This window comes from Micromonospora palomenae (assembly GCF_007829925.1).
In the GTDB taxonomy this organism is placed as follows: Bacteria; Actinomycetota; Actinomycetes; order Mycobacteriales; family Micromonosporaceae; genus Micromonospora; species Micromonospora purpureochromogenes.
The window spans coordinates 1,930,047-1,947,909 of record NZ_VIXA01000001.1; the positions used below are offsets into that span (position 1 = coordinate 1,930,047).

The 17,863-nt window shown below is 75.3% G+C and carries 13 protein-coding genes and 1 pseudogene; all 14 read right to left on the bottom strand.

Annotation, left to right across the window (positions count from 1 at the left end; genetic code table 11):
* Positions 1-44: 44 nt before the first annotated feature.
* On the bottom strand, positions 45-1,451 hold the full coding sequence (gene der, locus FHX75_RS08700; protein WP_154937914.1) for a ribosome biogenesis GTPase Der: 1,407 nt from the start codon (positions 1,449-1,451) through the stop codon (positions 45-47).
* Positions 1,448-2,128, bottom strand: a complete 681-nt coding sequence (gene cmk / locus FHX75_RS08705) for a (d)CMP kinase (RefSeq protein WP_154937916.1) — start codon at positions 2,126-2,128, stop codon at positions 1,448-1,450. Before cmk ends, der begins: the two co-directional genes overlap by 4 nt.
* A gap of 189 nt (positions 2,129-2,317) precedes the next feature.
* The gene (locus tag FHX75_RS08710; RefSeq protein ID WP_154937918.1) at positions 2,318-3,088 is read right to left on the bottom strand and encodes a pseudouridine synthase; all 771 of its coding nucleotides are present in this window, start codon (positions 3,086-3,088) and stop codon (positions 2,318-2,320) included.
* Positions 3,075-4,049 carry an SMC-Scp complex subunit ScpB gene (gene scpB, locus FHX75_RS08715; RefSeq protein ID WP_154937920.1) on the bottom strand — a complete coding sequence of 325 codons (975 nt, stop codon included), beginning with the start codon at positions 4,047-4,049 and terminating at the stop codon, positions 3,075-3,077. Before scpB ends, FHX75_RS08710 begins: the two co-directional genes overlap by 14 nt.
* Positions 4,046-5,032 (bottom strand): segregation and condensation protein A, encoded by a 987-nt coding sequence (locus FHX75_RS08720; RefSeq protein WP_154937922.1) that lies wholly within the window; start codon positions 5,030-5,032, stop codon positions 4,046-4,048. The genes scpB and FHX75_RS08720 overlap by 4 nt, the downstream gene beginning before the upstream one ends.
* Before the next feature lie 53 nt (positions 5,033-5,085).
* Positions 5,086-6,009, bottom strand: a complete 924-nt coding sequence (locus FHX75_RS08725; RefSeq protein WP_154937924.1) for a ParA family protein — start codon at positions 6,007-6,009, stop codon at positions 5,086-5,088.
* A gap of 191 nt (positions 6,010-6,200) precedes the next feature.
* On the bottom strand, positions 6,201-7,193 hold the full coding sequence (locus FHX75_RS08730) for a site-specific tyrosine recombinase XerD (protein WP_154938949.1): 993 nt from the start codon (positions 7,191-7,193) through the stop codon (positions 6,201-6,203).
* Complete coding sequence (gene ald / locus FHX75_RS08735) at positions 7,190-8,305, bottom strand: alanine dehydrogenase (protein WP_154937926.1); 1,116 nt, start codon at positions 8,303-8,305, stop codon at positions 7,190-7,192. Before ald ends, FHX75_RS08730 begins: the two co-directional genes overlap by 4 nt.
* A 542-nt stretch (positions 8,306-8,847) precedes the next feature.
* A complete protein-coding gene (locus tag FHX75_RS08740; protein ID WP_154937928.1) occupies positions 8,848-9,453 on the bottom strand; it encodes an NUDIX domain-containing protein in 606 nt (201 codons plus the stop codon).
* A complete protein-coding gene (locus FHX75_RS08745) occupies positions 9,450-11,201 on the bottom strand; it encodes a CTP synthase (protein ID WP_154937930.1) in 1,752 nt (583 codons plus the stop codon). The genes FHX75_RS08740 and FHX75_RS08745 overlap by 4 nt, the downstream gene beginning before the upstream one ends.
* A gap of 647 nt (positions 11,202-11,848) precedes the next feature.
* Positions 11,849-14,024 (bottom strand): annotated as a pseudogene (locus FHX75_RS08750) (hypothetical protein); the annotation flags it as partial.
* Positions 14,024-15,190, bottom strand: a complete 1,167-nt coding sequence (locus FHX75_RS08755) for a glycosyltransferase family 4 protein (RefSeq protein WP_154937932.1) — start codon at positions 15,188-15,190, stop codon at positions 14,024-14,026. The gene FHX75_RS08755 and the pseudogene FHX75_RS08750, both read right to left, overlap by 1 nt.
* A 118-nt stretch (positions 15,191-15,308) precedes the next feature.
* A complete protein-coding gene (gene murJ / locus FHX75_RS08760; RefSeq protein WP_154937934.1) occupies positions 15,309-17,000 on the bottom strand; it encodes a murein biosynthesis integral membrane protein MurJ in 1,692 nt (563 codons plus the stop codon).
* A 1-nt stretch (position 17,001) separates the two neighbouring features.
* Positions 17,002-17,862 (bottom strand): hypothetical protein, encoded by an 861-nt coding sequence (locus FHX75_RS08765; RefSeq protein ID WP_154937936.1) that lies wholly within the window; start codon positions 17,860-17,862, stop codon positions 17,002-17,004.
* Position 17,863 lies beyond the last annotated feature (1 nt).

The following is a 17,863-nucleotide window of genomic DNA, read 5'->3' on the forward strand; positions in this document are numbered from 1 at the left end:
GGGTGGAGCAACGAGGCTCCACCCGGCGATCGGGACGGTACGGGTCAGCCGTGCGCCTTGCCGCGGCCGCCGGGGCCGAGCTTCTTGCGCGGGCGGACCGAGATCTCGATCGGGCTGCCCTCGAAGCCGAACTCCTCGCGCAGCTTGCGCTCGACGAAGCGCTGGTAGCCGGCGTCCAGCGGCGCGGTGGTGAAGAGCACGAAGCGCGGCGGCGCGACCCCCGCCTGGGTGGCGAAGAGGATCTTCGGCGCCCGACCACCGCGCACCGGGTGCGGGGTGGCCTGGACCAGCGCGGTCAGCCACTGGTTGAGCTGCGCGGTCGGCACCCGGGTCTCCCAGCTCGCCAGCGCCTTGCGCAGCGCCGGCGCGAGCTTGTCCACCGCGCGGCCGGTCTGGGCGGACAGGTTCAGCCGGATCGCCCAGGGGATGCGGCGCAGCTCCCGGTCGATCTCCTTGTCCAGGTAGTACCGGCGGTCGGCGTCGACCAGGTCCCACTTGTTGAAGGCGATGACCAGGGCCCGCCCGGCCTCGGTGACCATGGACAGGATCCGCTGGTCCTGCTCGCTGATCGGCTCGCTGGCGTCGAGCAGCACCACCGCCACCTCGGCCGCCTCGATGGCCGAGGCGGTGCGCAGGCTGGCGTAGTACTCGGTGCCGCTGGCCTTACCGACCCGCTTGCGCAGGCCCGCGGTGTCCACCAGCTGCCAGACGTCGCCGCCGATCTCCACCAGGCTGTCGACCGGGTCGACGGTGGTGCCGGCGACCGCGTCGACGACCGCCCGCTCCTCGCCGGAGAACCGGTTGAGCAGGCTGGACTTGCCGACGTTGGGACGGCCGACGAGCGCCACGCGGCGCGGGCCGCGGGGCCGGTTCTCGATGATCTTCGGCGCCTCGGGCAGGGCCTCCATGATGGCGTCGAGCAGTTCGCCGGATCCCCGACCGTGCAGCGCGGAGACCGGGTACGGCTCACCGAGGCCGAGCGACCAGAGCGAGGTCGCCTCCATCTCGATGGCGGTGTTGTCGGTCTTGTTCGCCACCAGGATGACCGGCTTCGCACTGCGCCGCAGCATCTTCACCGCGGCCTCGTCCACATCGGTCGAGCCGACCATCGCGTCGACCACGAAGAGCACCACGTCGGCGGTGGCCACGGCCGTCTCGGCCTGCGCGGCGATCGCCGCGGCCCGGTCCTTGGCGTCCGGCTCCCAGCCGCCGGTGTCCACCACGGTGAACGCCCGGCCGCTCCACTGCGCGTCGTAGGGCACCCGGTCCCGGGTGACCCCGGGAACGTCCTCCACGACCGCCTGGCGGCGGCCGATGATCCGGTTGACCAGCGTCGACTTACCCACGTTGGGGCGGCCGACCACGGCCACCACCGGCTGCGGACCGGACGGTTCCTCGACGTCGAGGTCCGGCTCCCGCAGCTCCACCCAGCCGCCGATGTCCTCGCTCATGCCACCCCCCGTTCGGTGAGGAGATCGCGCAGTCGGGCGACGACCTCGTCGATGCCCAGCTCGGTGGTGTCCAGCACCACCGCGTCCGGGGCCTGCTGCAGAGGGTTGACCTTGCGGGTCGAGTCGAGCTTGTCCCGGCGGGCCAGGTCGGCGGCGGTCGCCGCGACGTCGACCGCGTCCTCGGCGCTGCGCCGCTGGGCGCGGGCCGACTCGGAGGCGGTCAGGTAGACCTTCAGGTCGGCGTCGGGGGCCACCACGGAGCCGATGTCGCGGCCCTCGACCACGATCCGGCCGGCGTTGGTGATCATCTGGCGCTGCCGGGCGACGAGCAGTTCCCGCACCGCCGGGACGGCGGCCACGGCGGAGACCGCCGCGGTCACCTCGGGGCCACGGATCTCCTTGTCGACGTTCACGCCGTCGGCGGTCACGCCGTACCCCTGGGGGTCGGTGCCGATGCGCAGGTCGACCTCGCCGGCGACCTTGGCCACCGACTCGACGTCGGTCAGGTCGACCCCGGAGCGCAGCACGGCCCAGGTGATCGCCCGGTACATGGCCCCCGTGTCGAGGTAGCGGGCACCGAGGCCGGCGGCGAGCCGCCGCGAGACGGTGGACTTACCCGAACCGGACGGCCCGTCCACAGCGACCACGCAGCGCACGGCCCGTACGTTTTCCTCCACCGTTGTCCTCCTATAGCCCGTACCTCGCGGGTCGCCGGTGTCTCCGGCGCCGTTGAGCGGTATGTCCATCGTCAATCATGCCCGCGCCTCGCGGGTGGCCGCGCGCGCCACCGGCGGGGGCGACCCACGCCACCCGCCGGCCCATCGGCCGCGACGAAGCCTACCGGCACCGATACCCGGTTCGCCGGGTCAGTCACCCACGGCCTTGAACAGGGCGGCGACCTCGGCGTTGGTCAACCGCCGGATCCGCCCGGTACGCAGGTCACCCAGCCGGATCGGCCCGATCGCGGTACGCACCAGCCGGGACACCGGGTGCCCGACCTCGGCCAGCAACCGCCGGACGATGTGCTTGCGCCCCTCGTGCAGGGAGAGCTCCACCTGGGCGGTCTTGCCCAGGGTGTCCACCACCTTGAACGAGTCGACCTTGACCGGCCCGTCCTCCAGCTCCACCCCGGCCATCAGCCGCTTGCCGAGGTTGCGCGGGATCGGCCCGGCCACCTCGGCGAGGTAGGTCTTGAGTACCTCGTACGACGGGTGCATGAGCTTGTGGGCGAGGGTGCCGTCGTTGGTGAGCAGCAGCAGCCCCTCGCTGTCCGCGTCGAGCCGCCCGACGTGGTAGACCCGCTGCTCCACCCGGTTGCCGATGAAGTCGGCGAGCTCGTTGCGTCCCTTCTCGTCCGCCATGGTGGTGACCACCCCGCGCGGCTTGTTCATCGCCACGTAGACCAGGCGGTTGTCGGCCTGGAGGCGCTCGCCGTCGACGTGGATCACGGCGGTGGCGGGGTCGACCTTGTCGCCCAGCTGGGCGACCCGGCCGTTCACGGTCACCCGGCGCCGGAAGATCAGGTCCTCGCAGGCGCGTCGGGAGCCCACGCCGGCGGCGGCGAGCACCTTCTGCAGGCGCTCGGTCCCCTCGTACACGGGGGCGTCGGTCTTCGGGGCACGGTCATCGCGTCGCATCGGCAAGCTCTTCTACGTCGTCGGGGAGGAACGGGGCGAGCGGGGGGAGGTCGTCCACCGAGTTCAGCCCCAGTTTCTCCAGGAACATCGTGGTGGTCCGGTAGAGGAACGCCCCGCTGTCCGGTTCGGTGCCGCACTCCTCGACCAGCCCGCGGGAGACCAGCGTACGGATGACCCCGTCGCAGTTCACACCCCGGATGGCCGAGATCCGCGAACGGGTGACCGGCTGCTTGTAGGCGATCACCGCGAGCGTCTCCAGCGCGGCCTGGGTCAGCCGTACGGACTGCCCGTCCAGTACGAACCGTTCCACGTAGGTCGCGTATTCCGGGCGGGTGTAGAGACGCCAGCCACCGGCCGCCCGGCGCAGCTCGAAACCGTGCCCGGCGGCGGTGTAGCCGGCGGCGATCTCGTCCAGCATCGGCCCGACCCGCTCGGCGGGCTGCTCCAGCACCTGCGCCAGGATCAACTCGCTGACCGGCTCGTCCACCACCAGCAGGATGGCCTCCAGCGCGCCGCGCAGCTCCGCGTCGTCCAACACCAGCGCCGGCTCCGGCGCGGGGGTCGCCCGCCGTCGGGGCGCCGGCTGTTTCCCGGGTACGCGGGCAGCCGCACCCTCCCCCGCCGGCTCGTCGGCGCCACCCGCCGGCGCGGGGCCGGCGGTCGGCGCGGGGTCGGCGGTCGGCTCGGCATCTTCCGGAGCCGCCGGGACGGCAGGCGGCTCGGCGTCGCCCGGCAGAGCGGAGGCGGCGGTGGGCTCGGCGTCGCCCGCCGGTCCGGAAGCCTCGGTGAGGTCGGCGGCCGGCGCGGACGCGATGGGCTCGTCGGACGCCTCGCCGGGCTCGTCGGACGCCTCGACAGGCGGCTCGGCGGGCTCGTCGCGGGGCGGGGTGGGGCGCTCCCAGGGTGGGATCCAGGCGGCCGCCTGGTCGGCCAGGGAGTCCCGGCGCTCCTCGTCGCTCATCCCGCTCGCTCCTCCGTCGTACCCGTGGTGTCCCCGTCCGTCGGCTCGACCGGCGCGCTCGCCGCAGCGCCGTCGGTTTCCGCCGCTTCCGCCGAGCCGGCGTACTCGTCGATGTGCAGTTCGGTGTCCCCGTCGGCGGGGCCGGTCCAGCGCACCGTCAGCTCCTCCAGGGCCTGGTCCTGCACGAAGGAGACCAGCCCCTCCCGGTACAGCTCCAGCAGCGCCAGGAAGCGGGCCACCACCTCCAGGGTGATCTCGCAGTCGGCGCAGAGCAGCGAGAAGGTGGCGGTGCCGGCGCGGCGCAGCCGCTCGGTGAGGATCGCCGCGTGCTCCCGGACGCTGACCCGCACCATGTGCACGTGCGCGATGGAGACCTCGGGCGTGGGCTTCGGGGTCATCGCCCGGATCGCGAGCTTGAGCAGCCGCTCCGGGCCGATGCCGAGGACCAGGTCAGGCAGCGCCTCGGCGTACCGGGGCTCCAGGGTGACCGCCCGCGGGTAGCGCCGGCCGCCCACCGCCTCCAGCTCGGCGATGTGCGCCGCCGCCTCCTTGTACGCCTTGTACTGCAACAGCCGGGCGAAGAGCAGGTCCCGCGCCTCCAGCAGGGCCAGGTCCTCCTCGTCCTCGACCTCGGCGGCGGGCAGCAGCCGGGCCGCCTTCAGGTCGAGCAGGGTGGCCGCGATGAGCAGGAACTCGCTCGCCTCGTCCAGGTCCCACTGGTCGCCCATCGCCCGGATGTACGCGATGAACTCGTCGGTGACCTTGTGCAGGGCCACCTCGGTGACGTCGAGCTTGTGCTTGCCGATCAGTTGCAGCAGCAGGTCGAACGGGCCGGTGAAGTTCGCCAGCCGGACGGTGAAGCCGGCGCTCTCCGCGGCCTGCGGCACGCCGGCGGGGTCGGTGGCCACCTCGGCGGCGGCCTCGGCAGCCAGCACGGGGGGCTGCTCCGGGGTCGTCGGCGGATCCAGGGGTGGCGCGGTCACCGGACGACCGTAGTCCACGCCCCGGGGCCACCGGCGGCAAGGTGCACCCCGACCTACCGGTCGGCCTGGGCGGCGATCACCTCACGGGCCAGCTGCCGGTAGTTGCGCGCTCCGGAGGAGGCCGGGTCGAGGGTGGTGATCGGCGCACCGGCCACCGTGGACTCCGGGAACTTCACCGTCTTGGTGATGACCGTCTGGTAGACCTTGTCGCCGAACGCCTCGACCACCCGCTGGAGCACCTGCCGACAGTGGGTGGTGCGGCTGTCGTACATGGTGGCGAGGATGCCTTCGAGCTCCAGGTCGAAGTTGAGCCGCTCGCGCACCTTGTCGATGGTGTCGAGCAGCAGCGCCACCCCGCGCAGGCTGAAGAACTCGCACTCCAGCGGGATGAGCACGCCGTGCGCCACGGTGAGCGCGTTGATCGCCAGCAGGCCCAGCGAGGGCTGGCAGTCGATCAGGATGTAGTCGTACTCCTTGCGGACGGTCCGCAGCACCCGGGCCAGGGCCATCTCCCGGGCGACCTCGTTGACCAGCTGGATCTCCGCGGCGGAGAGGTCGATGTTGGCGGGCAGCAGGTGCAGCCCGGCGACGTCGGTCTTGATCAGGACGTCCTCGGCGGTGACGTCGTCCTGCATGAGCAGGTTGTAGACCGACAGGTCGAGGTTGTGCGGGTTGACCCCGAGGCCGACCGAGAGGGCGCCCTGCGGGTCGAAGTCGACCAGCAGCACCTTGCGGCCGTACTCGGCGAGGGCGGCGCCCAGGTTGATGGTCGTCGTGGTCTTCCCGACGCCACCCTTCTGGTTGGCCATCGCGATGATCCGCGCCGGCCCGTGCCGGTCGGTCGGCATCGGCTCGGGGATCGGCTTGCGCATCGTGTAAGCGGCCGGGTCCGCCGGACCCAGGTCCGCGCCGAGCGACGCCTGCTGCTCGCGGAGCTCCGACGTCCAGGCGTCGGCACGGTCACCGTTGCCAGCCATGTCCTCGTTGCCCCCTCCCGACGACCACCCGGCGTCGGAGCCGTCCGACGTCCTGCGCGGCGCCGCTGCGCACCCCGGATGTCGCCCCAGGAGGTCCGCGCCGATGCCGACTGTACGCCACTCACCAGCAGCGCGTTCGGTACCGGTCCGGCGTGTCGGACGTCCCGCCCGACCGACCCGTGGCGCCCGGGTCAGCCGCGGGCGCGGGGATGCGCGGTGGCGTACACCTCGCGCAGCCGCTCCACGGTGACCAACGTGTACACCTGGGTGGTGGTCACCGAGGCGTGGCCGAGCAGTTCCTGCACCACCCGCACGTCGGCGCCGCCGTCGAGCAGGTGGGTGGCGTACGAGTGGCGCAGGGTGTGCGGGGAGACCGCGTTGGGCCCGTCCACCGGCAGCCCGGCGCGCTCGGCCGCGCGGCGCAGGATCGTCCAGGCGCCCTGCCGGGTCAGCGCGCCGCCGCGGGCGTTGACGAAGACCGCCGGGGTGCCCCGGCCGGCCGCGACCAGCGCGGGCCGGGCCCGCACCAGCCAGGCGCGCAGCGCCTCGACGGCGTACCCGCCGATCGGGACCACGCGGGTGCGCCCGCCCTTGCCGCGCAGCAGCGCGGTGCCCTCGTCGACGTCGAGGTCGTCCACGGCCGCGCCGACCGCCTCGGAGATCCGCGCGCCGGTGCCGTACAGGAACTCCAGCAGCGCCCGGTCGCGCAGCGCGAGGGCGGCGCCGTCGCCGGCGGCGGTCACCGCGCCGGCGGTCTCCAGCAGCCGGACCACGTCGTCGACCGGCAGCGCCCGGGGCAGCCGGCGGGGCGGCGTGGGCGGCCGGACGTCCCGGCTGGGGTCGGCGCCGGCCAGCCCCTCGCGCAGCGCGAAGCGGTGCAGCCCGCGCACGGCGGAGGCCGCCCGGGCCGCCGAGGAGACCGCCAGCGGCGGGTGGCCGTCGTCCCCGGCCCGCAGCCGGGCCAGGTGCGCCTCGACCTGCCCCGGGCCGACGGCGGCCAGGTCGGTCACCCCGGCGACCGCGAGGGTGTCGAGATACCGCTCCAGGTCCCGACGGTACGACGAGAGCGTGTTCGCCGAGAGGCCACGCTCGACGGTCAGGTGGTCGAGGTAGCCGCGGACGGCACGGCGCAGGGCCGGCGCGGGCGTGACGCCCGCGCCGGCGGTGTCCGGTGCAGCGGTCAGGCCAGCACCTCGGCCAGCGGCAGGGTCGGCATGCCGTGCGCCTCGGCGACCGGGCCGTAGACGACCTGGCCGTCGTGGGTGTTCAGGCCCAGCGCCAGGGCCGGGTCGCGGCGCAGCGCCTCGCGCCAGCCCTGGTTGGCCAGCTCCAGCGCGTACGGCAGGGTGACGTTGGTCAGCGCGTAGGTGCTGGTGTTCGGCACCGCGCCGGGCATGTTCGCCACGCAGTAGAAGATCGACTCGTGCACCTTGTAGACCGGGTCGGCGTGCGTGGTGGGACGCGAGTCCTCGAAGCAGCCGCCCTGGTCGATGGCGATGTCGACGAGCACGCTGCCCGGCTTCATCCGGGAGACCAGCTCGTTGGAGATCAGCTTCGGGGCCTTCGCGCCCGGGACGAGGACCGCGCCGATGACCAGGTCCGCGTCGAGCACGGCCCGCTCGATCTCGTACGCGTTGGAGGCGACGGTCTGCAGGTGGCCGCGGTAGATGGCGTCGGCCTGGCGCAGCCGGGCGACGTTCTTGTCCAGCAGCAGCACCTCGGACTGCAGGCCCAGGGCGATCGCGGCGGCGTTCAGGCCGGAGACACCGGCGCCGATGACCACGGTCTTGGCCGCGTACACGCCGGAGACGCCGCCGGGGAGCACGCCCCGGCCACCGCCGGTGCGCATCATGTAGAAGGCGCCGACCTGCGGGGCGAGCCGGCCGGCCACCTCGGACATCGGGGCGAGCAGCGGCAGCGACCGGTCGGGCAGCTCGACGGTCTCGTACGCGATGCCGGTGACCTTCCGGTCGACCAGCGCGTCGGTGCACTCCTTGGAGGCGGCCAGGTGCAGGTAGGTGAAGAGCACCTGCCCCTCGCGCATGCGGTGGTACTCCTCCGCGACCGGCTCCTTGACCTTGAGCACCAGCTCCGCGGTGTCCCACACCTCGTCGGCGGTGCCCAGGATCTTGGCGCCGGCCGCGGCGAACTCGTCGTCGCTGATGGTCGACCCGACACCGGCGCCGGACTCGACGAAGACCTCGTGACCGTGGCGGGTGAACTCGTTGACGCCCGCCGGCGTGATCGCCACGCGGTACTCGTGGTTCTTGACCTCGCGTGGGATTCCGACCTTCACGATGCAGACACCTCTCTTCGGGGCAGCTCACCCCCGACTGCTCGGCCCCGCGCCGGCCCCATTGCCGGCGCGGTCGACCGGTCCCGCCGGCGGCAGTCTAGGCGCGGGAGCACCCTCCGGGGCCCAGCACAGTGACATCCGGTGCCCGATCCGCCTGACGATGTGTCAGGCGTGCGGGCCCGCTCCCCGCTCGGCGTTCGCCCTCATCGTCGCACCGCGCGACGGGTACCGCCGGGCGGAACCCGCAGGCGACACGCCGGGTGTCCGCCCCGCCGCGCTCGGTGCCCGCCGGGCTGCGCCCCGGCACCCGTCGCACCGGTCACCCCCGAACCGGACGCCGGCGATCCGAGGGGCCGACCGAGGGCCACCACCGCCCCGCTCTGCGGCGTGTCGCGGTGTCCCGGCGGACGGACGCCGCGACACGCCGCAAAGCGGGGCGCAGACAGCTGGAGCGGGCCATGTGATGGAGAGAGCGGCAGGAGGGGGCCAGAGATGCGGAAGGGCCGCGCGGCGAACCGCGCGGCCCTTCGGGGCGTACCCGTTCAGTGGGGCAGCGGGGCGTCGGCCCGGCGCAGCACCGACCAGCCGGCGTCGCGGGCCCGGGCGGCGGCGAGCAGCCCGGCCACGCACGGACCGTTGGTGATCTCCCCGGCGAGCACCATGCCGACCGCCTCGTCCAGGTCGAGCCGGACGATCTGGATGTCGGCCTCCTCGTCGCGGCGCTCGTGCCGCGCCTCGGCCGGTACGTCGGCGAGGTCACGGGCGAGGAAGACCCGGACCACCTCGTCGGAGAAGCCCGGCGAGGTGTGCACGTCGACCAGCAGGTCGAGCGTGCCGGCGGTCAGGTCGGCCTCCTCGGCCAGCTCGCGGGCGGCGGCGGCGGGCAGCGGCTCACCGTCGACGTCCATCAGCCCGGCGGGCAGCTCCCAGAGGTGCCGCCCCACCGGCTGCCGGTACTGCCGGACGAGCACCACCTGGCCGGCGTCGTCGAGGGCCACCACGGCGACCGCGCCGACGTGCCGGACGTAGTCCCGCTTCGCGGTGTCGCCGCCCGGCATGGTCACCTCGTCGGTGACCACCGAGAAGATCCGACCCTGGAAGCGCTCCTGCCGGTCCCGCAGCTCGTAGCGGTGCTCGACGGCGCTCACGAGGCGGACGCCGCCTTCGCCGTGGCGCCGTTGCGGGAGGCCTTCTTCGCCGTCGGGGCCTCCGCCATCGCGTCCAGGTCCACCGGCAACTGGTCGGCCTCCGAGTACGCCACGGCCGCCTTCACGAACGCCGCGAAGAGCGGGTGCGGGCGGGTCGGGCGGCTCTTCACCTCCGGGTGCGCCTGGGTGGCCACGAAGAACGGGTGCAGGCCGCGGTCCAGCTCGATGAACTCGACCAGCCGGCCGTCCGGCGAGGTGCCGGAGATGTGCAGGCCGGCCTTGGTGAGCTGGTCGCGGTAGGCGTTGTTCACCTCGTAGCGGTGCCGGTGCCGCTCGCTGACCTCGGTGCTGCCGTACGCCTCGGCGACGAGCGAGCCCTCGGCCAGCGTCGCCGGGTACGCCCCGAGCCGCATGGTGCCGCCCAGGTCGCCCTTGCCGGCGACGATGTCCTCCTGGTCGGCCATGGTGGCGATGACCGGGTGCGTGGCCTCCTCGTCGAACTCCAGCGAGTTGGCGCCGTCCAGGCCGGCCAGGTGACGGGCCACCTCGATGGTCATGCACTGCAGGCCGAGGCAGAGGCCGAGCAGCGGGATGCCGTTCTCGCGGGCGTACCGGGCGGTGCCGATCTTGCCCTCGATGCCGCGCACGCCGAAGCCGCCCGGGATGACGATGCCGTCCGCGCCGGCCAGCGCCGCCGCGGCGCCGGCCGGAGTGACGCAGTCGTCGCTGGGCACCCAGCGCAGCTGCACCCGGGCCCGGTGGCCGAAGCCGGCGGCCCGGATCGCCTCGCTCACCGACAGGTACGCGTCGGGCAGGTCGACGTACTTGCCGACCACCGCGACGGTCACCGTGTGGTGCGGCTGGTGCACCCGGTCCAGCAGGTCGTCCCAGCTGGCCCAGTCGACGTCGCGGAAGGAGAGGCCGAGCCGGCGCACCACGTACGCGTCGAGGCCCTCGCGGTGCAGCACCTTCGGGATGTCGTAGATGCTCGGCGCGTCCGGGGCGGCGACGACCGCCTCCCGGTCCACGTCGCAGTAGAGCGAGAGCTTCTCCTTGAGCTTCTCCGGGATCTCCCGGTCGCAGCGCAGCACGATCGCGTCGGGCTGGATGCCGATGTTGCGCAGCTGGGCCACCGAGTGCTGGGTCGGCTTCGTCTTCAGCTCGCCCGAGGGCGCCAGGTACGGCACCAGCGAGACGTGCAGGTAGAAGCAGTTGTCCCGGCCCAGGTCGTGGCGGACCTGGCGGATCGCCTCCAGGAACGGCAACGACTCGATGTCGCCGACGGTGCCGCCCACCTCGGTGATCACCACGTCCGGGATCTGGCCCTCGCCGTCCGGGTCGGCCATGCCGAGGATCCGGGACTTGATCTCGTTGGTGATGTGCGGGATCACCTGGACCGTGTCGCCCAGGTACTCGCCGCGCCGCTCCTTGGCGATCACGTCCGAGTAGATCTGGCCGGTGGTGACGTTCGCCTTGCCGGACAGGTCCCGGTCGAGGAAGCGCTCGTAGTGCCCGACGTCGAGGTCGGTCTCGGCGCCGTCCTCGGTGATGAAGACCTCACCGTGCTGGAACGGGTTCATCGTCCCCGGGTCGACGTTGAGGTACGGGTCGAGCTTCTGCATCACCACGCGCAGCCCGCGCGCGGTGAGCAGATTGCCGAGGCTGGAGGCGGTGAGGCCCTTACCCAGCGAGGAGGCGACGCCCCCGGTGACGAAAATGTGCCTGGTCGTCCGTGCTGAAGGGGCCAAGGCCTGCTCCCGTGTCGTCCGTAGCGGTCGTGCGAACCGCCGTGCCGATCAGCAAAGTGATCACGCGATCCACGGGATTCCACGGTAACACCTCTCCGGCCCGGGGCGGGCGTCGCACCCACCCCGGCCCGCGTCGGAGCCCGCAATGGGTCAACCCGTCGTGACCTCGGTCGATGTCGGGGTGGCCGACTCCCCGGCCCGCGCGGCGGGCACGCCGGCACCGGGGGCACCGCCCGCTCCCGCCGCCCGCTCCCCCGCGCTCCGTACACCACCGTCGCCGTCGCCGTCGTCGTCACCGGCCTCGCTGTCGGCGGTGCCGGCGGTGTCGCCGGCCGCCGTACTCCGGTCGCCGGAGCCGCCCTCGTCGTCGGCCGGGGCGGCGCCGTCGGCCGGGGCCGCGCCGTCGGCCGGGGCCGCGCCGTCGGCCGGGGCCGCGCCGTCGGCCGGGGCCGCGCCGTCGGCCGGGGCCGCGCCGTCGGCCGGGGCCGCGCCGTCGGCCGGGGCCGCGCCGTCGGCCGGGGCCGCGCCGTCGGCCGGGGCCGCGCCGTCGGCCGGGGCCGCGCCGTCGGCCGGGGCAGCGTCCCGGGTACCCGCGCCGTCGGGCAGCGGGCGGTCGGCGCGTGGGTGCTCGTCGGCCGTGGTGGTGCTGCCCCCGCCCGGTCCGCCGTCCGGCGCGTCACCGGCGGGCGGGCCCGCCGGCCCGTCGCCGCGCTGCCGGCCGGCGCCCGGCTGGGTGCGGTCGGTGGAGTGGTCGAGCACCCGCAGCGAGGCCAGCGCCGCCATCGGCACCACCAGCGCGGCGGCCGCCCCGGCCACGTCCAGGGCCGAGCCGCCGAGCAGCCCGCCGATCACCGCCGCCACGGCGGTACCGGCCATCGCCGCCCGGATCGCCGGGTAGATGCCGAACAGCCGCATCAGCCCGCCCCAGGGCTGGAGCAGGGCGAACCAGACCAGCAGGGCGCCGACCACGGCGAGCAGGGTCAGCGGGCTGTTCACCAGGGTCTCGAAGTTGGCGGTGCTGGAGCGGTGCACCGTCAACCCGCCGGTGCCGTCGCCGAGGGCGGCGAGGAACCGCCCGAGGCTGCCCCGCTCCTCCGCCGGCCGGCGCAGGTCCACCACGGCGTACCCGATGGTCACCGCCAGGCCCGCCATGGCGGCCCAGACCAGCCGGCTGACGGTGAGCCAGCCGCCGGTGGAGATCGCCGCGGCGACCGCCACCCCGGCGGTCAGCGCGACCGCGCCGATCGGGTCGGAGCCGAGGTACGGGCTGCCGACGACCACCACGGCCGTCCCGCCGACCGTCACCACCACCATCGGCCGCCACGCCCGGCGGAACCGCTGGGCGAGCCAACCGGCGCTGAGCAGCGCGCCGGCGAGGAACACCCCGAGGCCCACCGTGCCCAGCCCGGAGAACCGGCCGCCCTCCAGCGCCGAGTAGCCGACCACGCCGTTGAGCTGCAACCGGGCCCCGCTGAGCACGTCCGCGCCGACCACCAGGGAGGCCAGCCCGGCGACCGCGCCGAGCGGGCCGAGGGTGCGGTCGTGGCCGGGTGCGAAGCGCACCAGGGCGGTGGCCGCGACGATCAGGGCCACGGTCACCAGCGCGAACCACCAGCCGGCGTGGTCCACCCGCCACCAGGGCACCGCGTCGGCGAGCAGCGCGGCCGGCACCGCCAGCGCGGCGGCGATGAGCAGCAGCTCCACGGTCGCCACCACCCGGCGGGAGACCGGCGGCGGGCCGTGCGGGCCGGCGAGCCGGCGGGCCCGGCGCAGCAGCGGCAGCACGGTCACGAAGAGCGCCACCTGCACCAGGGCGAGCAGGGCGAAGAACCAGCCGGCCACCCTCCGCTGGGCGCCGGCCTCCCGGTCGGCGTCCGCCGGGGCGGCGATCGCGGTGGCCAGGTCGTCCGGGCGGCCGTCGACGCGGATGGCCGGGCGGCCGAGGAAGAGCTGCTCGGGCATCGGCCGGCCGAGCGCGGCGAGCGCGGTGGGGGCCAGGTCGACCAGTTGCAGGTAGCCCTCCCGGCCGGTGCTGGCGGAGGTGAGCAGGCCGCCCTCCCAGCCCGGGCCGTCGGCGACGGCCACGTGCAGCCGGGACGGCGTCTCGGTGTCGGAGACCCCGGCCACCATCACCAGCGAGCGGGGCGGCCGGGCGGCGAGCACCGTGGCCAGCGCCGCGTCGACCCGGCGGGCCTCGGCGGCCCGGGTCGCCGGGTCGTCGCCGGCCACCGTGCCCAGGTCGACGATGCTCAGCACGCAGGAGCCGAGCAGGCCGGCGGGGTCGTCGGGCAGCTTCGGCGCGTACCGGTCGACCCGGCCGAAGGGGCGGGCCGCGGCGACGGCGGCGCCGGGGCCGATCGCCACCGAGCAGCGCACCGACTCCGACAGCGAGCCCGGCACCGCCCCCCAGGGCAGCCGTTCCTGGTTGTGCAGGACGACGCTCTCCTGGTCGGGCAGGTTCGCGCCGATCCGGTCCGGTTGCTCGATCGTCACGCCGACCGGCGGGCAGGCGCCCTGCTGCCGGCTGCCGTTCCAGGCCGCGTAGCTGCCCGCGCCGAGGGTGAGCCACCCGTCCACCGGGCAGGTGGGGCGGTGCGCGGAGCGGGTGGACAGCGAGCCGATCGAGCCCTGCTGGGCCATCCGCCACAGCGTCGGGGTGGTCTGCGGGTCGACGTCGTCCCAGCGCAGCCCGGCCACGCCGGCGAGCACCACGAAGTCGGCGGTGCGCCGGGGCGCGCCGGTCTCCGGGCGGGCCGCCAGGGCGGTCACGCCGAGCACCACCACGAGCAGGGTGAGCAGGACCGGGGTGAGTCTGCGCAGCATCAGCGGCGTCCCGTCGAGGGGGTGTCCGCGCCGGGCGCGGCCGGCCCGGCGGGGTCGGGACCGAGCTCGGCGTAGAGGTCGAGCAGCGCGCCGACGGTGTCCTCCTCGGTGGGCCAGGTCGCGGCGCGGGCGGCGCCGCGCCGGGCGAGGTCGGCGCGGAGGCTCTCGTCGTCCAGCAGCGCGCGCACCGCCGCGTCGACCGCGTCGACGTCTCCCGCCGGCACCAGCACCGCGGCGTCGCCGACCAGTTCCGGCAGGCCGCCCACGGCGGTCGCCACCAGCGGTACGCCGGCCCGCAGCGCCTCCTGCGCGAACAACTGCCGGGCCTCCCAGTCGCTGGTGACCACCGCCAGGTCCGCGCCGGCGAGCAGGTCCGCCACGTCGGTGCGGTGGCCGAGCAGGGTCACCGGCGCCCGGGCGGCGGAGATCCGGGCGGCCAGTTGCAGGTACGCCGGTCCGCTGCCGGCGATCACGACGGCCGGCGGTGGAGTCCGGGTACGCCAGCGGGCCGCGGCGTCGACCAGCACGTCGTACCGCTTCTGCGGGTGCAGCCGGCCGACGGAGAGCACCAGCGGCTGGCCCGGTACGACGCCGAACTCGGCGCGTACGGCGGCGCGCCGGCGGCGCGGGGCGGGCAGGGTGGGTGCGGCGACCGGGGCGAGCCGGGCGTCGGTGGCGCCCAGCGCGGCGGCCCGCTCGACCAGGTCGGCCGAGGCGCCGAGCGCGACCCGGGCGGAGCGGGCCACAACCCGCTCGGCCAGTCGGGAGAGCTGACCGCGCACCCCGCCGGCGAGCACCGCGTTGTGCCAGGTGACCACGACCGGCGCGGCCGGCCGGGCAAGCGTGGCGACCAGACCGGCGCGCAGCCCGTGGGCGTGCACGACCCGTACCGTCTCGGCGGCCAGTGTCCGGCGCAGCGCGGACACGGCGCGCGCGTCGCCCGGGGTGGGGCTGGCCTTGATCTCCACCGGGGCGAAGCGGGCCCCGACGGCGGTGAAGTCGAACTGGTCCTGGGTGGCGGCGGGCCCGCACACCAGCACGGGGACGCCGGCCTCGGTGAGGCCGCGGGCCACCGAGCGGACATGCTGCCCGACCCCGCCGGTGCTGGAGGCGAGCAGCAGGACGACCGTGCCCTGCGAGCGCGGCGCCGAGGAAGCGTCGGTCATCGGTGCTCACCTTCCGTTCGCGACTGCGGGGCTCGCAGACCCGGCTCACTCCTCGCGCTCACCGCGACATCTTCCGTTCGCGACTGCGGGGCTCGCAGACCCGGCTCACTCCTCGCGCTCACCGGGACACCGTCTCCTTCCCGTCATCCCGTTCCGGCCGGCCGCCCTCCTGCGTCGGGCCGGGCCCCGGACCGCGGCGGCGCGGGCGCAGCCGGCGGCCCACGCCGGCGAGCAGCGGCCGGACGTCCGGCCGGTCGGCCAGGTAGACCACGCCGAGGAACACCACGCCCACCACGGCCCCGGACAGCATGCCCTGAACGAGTGCCTCCGGTGTCGTCGGGGTGCCGTCGGCGACGTCGGCGAGCCACCGGGCGGCGAGCGCGCCGGCGGGCGCGGCGAGCGCGGCGGCGAGCACGCCGGCGGTGGCGGCGCGACCCGCGCCGGACAGGGCCGCCCGGCCGGCCGAGCGGGCCACCGCGGCCAGCAGCAGGCCGCCGAGGAGCAGCATCCCCAGCGAGTTGGCCAGGGTCACCGCCAGCACCCGGTCGCGCAGCGGCAGCGCCGCCCCCAGCACCAGCGCGGCGGCCGGCACCGACAGCCAGCCGAGCGCGGTGGCCCAGGTCGCCGTCCGGGTCTCGCCCCGGGCGTAGAGGGCGCGGGTGAGTACCGCGAAAAGGCCGTAGCCGAGCAGTCCGGGGGCGAAACCGGCGATCGCGGCGGCGGCGGCCGGCGCGGTCTGCGCCGGGAAGAAGAAGTACCCGATGGGCGTCGCCACACCCACCAGGGCGGCGGCGCCGAGGCTGCTGAAGATCAGCACGCCGCGCACGGCGGGGGCGAGGGTCCGCCGGTAGGCGTCCTCGTCGGCGGCGGCCCGGGCCGCGGCCAGCGTCGGGTACGCGGCGACCGCCAGCGGCACGGCGAGCACCGCCCAGGGCAGCAGGTAGACGGTCTGCGCGAGGTTGTACACGCCGGGGTTGGTCGCCGCGCCGTAGGTGACCTGGTTGAGGCTGACGATCAGCGCGATCTGCTGAGTGGTGACGGTCACCGCGCCGGCCACCGCCAGCCCGCCGACCCGGGCCCGGGCGTCGGCCGGGAAGCCGTACCCGGGTCGCAGCCGCAGGTCGAGCCGGCGCAGCGGGACCAGCAGCGACAGCGACAGCACCACCACCCCGGCGGTGGTACCACCGGCCAGGATCAACTCCCCCGCGCCGCTGACCTCGGCGACCGTGGCCAGCCGCCCCTCGGTGGCGGTGAAGGCGAGGTAGACCGTGATCACGGTGACGCTGCTGAGCAGCGGAGCGATCACCGGCCAGGCGAACCGCCGGTGCGCCTGGAGCACCCCGGTCAGCACGATGCCGATGCCGTAGAGCGGCAGCTGCGGCGCGAACAGCCGCAGCATCCGCTCGCCGCTGTGCTGCTGGGCGACGCTGAGGCCGTCGCCGAGCAGGCCGACGATCGGCCCGGCGGCCAGCGCGACCAGCACCGCGAGGGGCACCAGCAGAGTGACCGTCCAGGTGAGCAGCGCGCCGGTGGTGGCGGCCACCGCCCGCCGGTCGCCGGCCGCGACCGCGCCGGCCAGCAGCGGTACGACCAGGCTGGCCAGCGCCCCGCCGGCGACGATCTCGAAGATGAAGTTGGGTACGGCGTTGGCCACCACGTACGCGCCGCCGAGGTCGGTCGGGGCCAGCGTCCAGGTGAACACGGCGGTACGACCGAAGCCGGCCAGGCGGCTGACCACGGTGAGGACGGCGATGAGGGCGGCCGCTCCGGCCACACGGCCGGCGCCGGCGAGGGGTGCCGGTCTGGTCACGTCAGCCGGATCGCCGACCCAGGGCGTCGAGTTCGCGCAGGCCGGGGGTGCGCTGGATGACAGCCGTGAAGCTGACCTTCTCGCTGGCCGCGGTGAGCCCGGCGAGCACGGCCAGGATCCCGGCCCGCCCGACCGGCCCGGTCCGGGCGGCCAGCGCCACGCCGAGCACCGCGCCGAGGGCGTTGGCGCCGCTGTCGCCGACCATCACCCGCTCGTCGAGGTCCTCGCCGAGCAACCCGCCGGCCGCGCCGACCGCTCCGGCGGCGATACCGCCGTGCGGGCCCCGGGTCAGCGGGGCGCCGAGCAGCAGGCCGGACTTGAGGGCCCGGCCGGGTCGCAGGTCGAGCAGGTTGAGCAGGTTGGCGGTGCCGGCCACCACCCCGGCGCCGAGGAGCACGTCGACCGCGCGGGCGAGGGGGCGCTGGCCCGCCCGCCGGGCGGCGACCCGGGGGTCGGCGGCGAGCAGGACGGCCGCGCCGAGCCCGGCGGCGCCCACCCCGAGCACCTTGATCGTGCCGGCGGTGACCCGGCCCTCGCGCAGCGCGGCCAGGTGGCCGGTGAAGCCCTTCGCGGTCTTCTGCTCGGGCCGCCCGCCCACCACGTCGTCGTAGAGCCCGACCGCGCCGGCGCCGAGGCCGGCGACCAGCGCCGCCGCGCCGGCGGGGACGCTGGTGGCGCCGAACGCGCCGGCACCCGCCGCGCCGACCGCGAGGGCCGGGCCGGCCGCCAGGGTGACGGTACGGCCGCGGAAGTTGGTCCGCTCCAGCGCCGGGGCGGGCGGGGCGGTACGGATCTCGCGCAGCGCGTACCGGGCGGTCGCGGCGCCGACGGCGGCGGCCAGCAGCCGCCCCAGCCCGTTCACG

Coding starts and splice junctions, on each gene's coding strand:
- der (WP_154937914.1), bottom strand. CDS start 1,451: ATGAGCGAGGACATCGGCGGCTGGGTGGAGCTGCGGGAGCCGGACCTC.
- FHX75_RS08710 (WP_154937918.1), bottom strand. CDS start 3,088: ATGCGACGCGATGACCGTGCCCCGAAGACCGACGCCCCCGTGTACGAG.
- scpB (WP_154937920.1), bottom strand. CDS start 4,049: ATGAGCGACGAGGAGCGCCGGGACTCCCTGGCCGACCAGGCGGCCGCC.
- FHX75_RS08725 (WP_154937924.1), bottom strand. CDS start 6,009: ATGGCTGGCAACGGTGACCGTGCCGACGCCTGGACGTCGGAGCTCCGC.
- FHX75_RS08755 (WP_154937932.1), bottom strand. CDS start 15,190: ATGACCGACGCTTCCTCGGCGCCGCGCTCGCAGGGCACGGTCGTCCTG.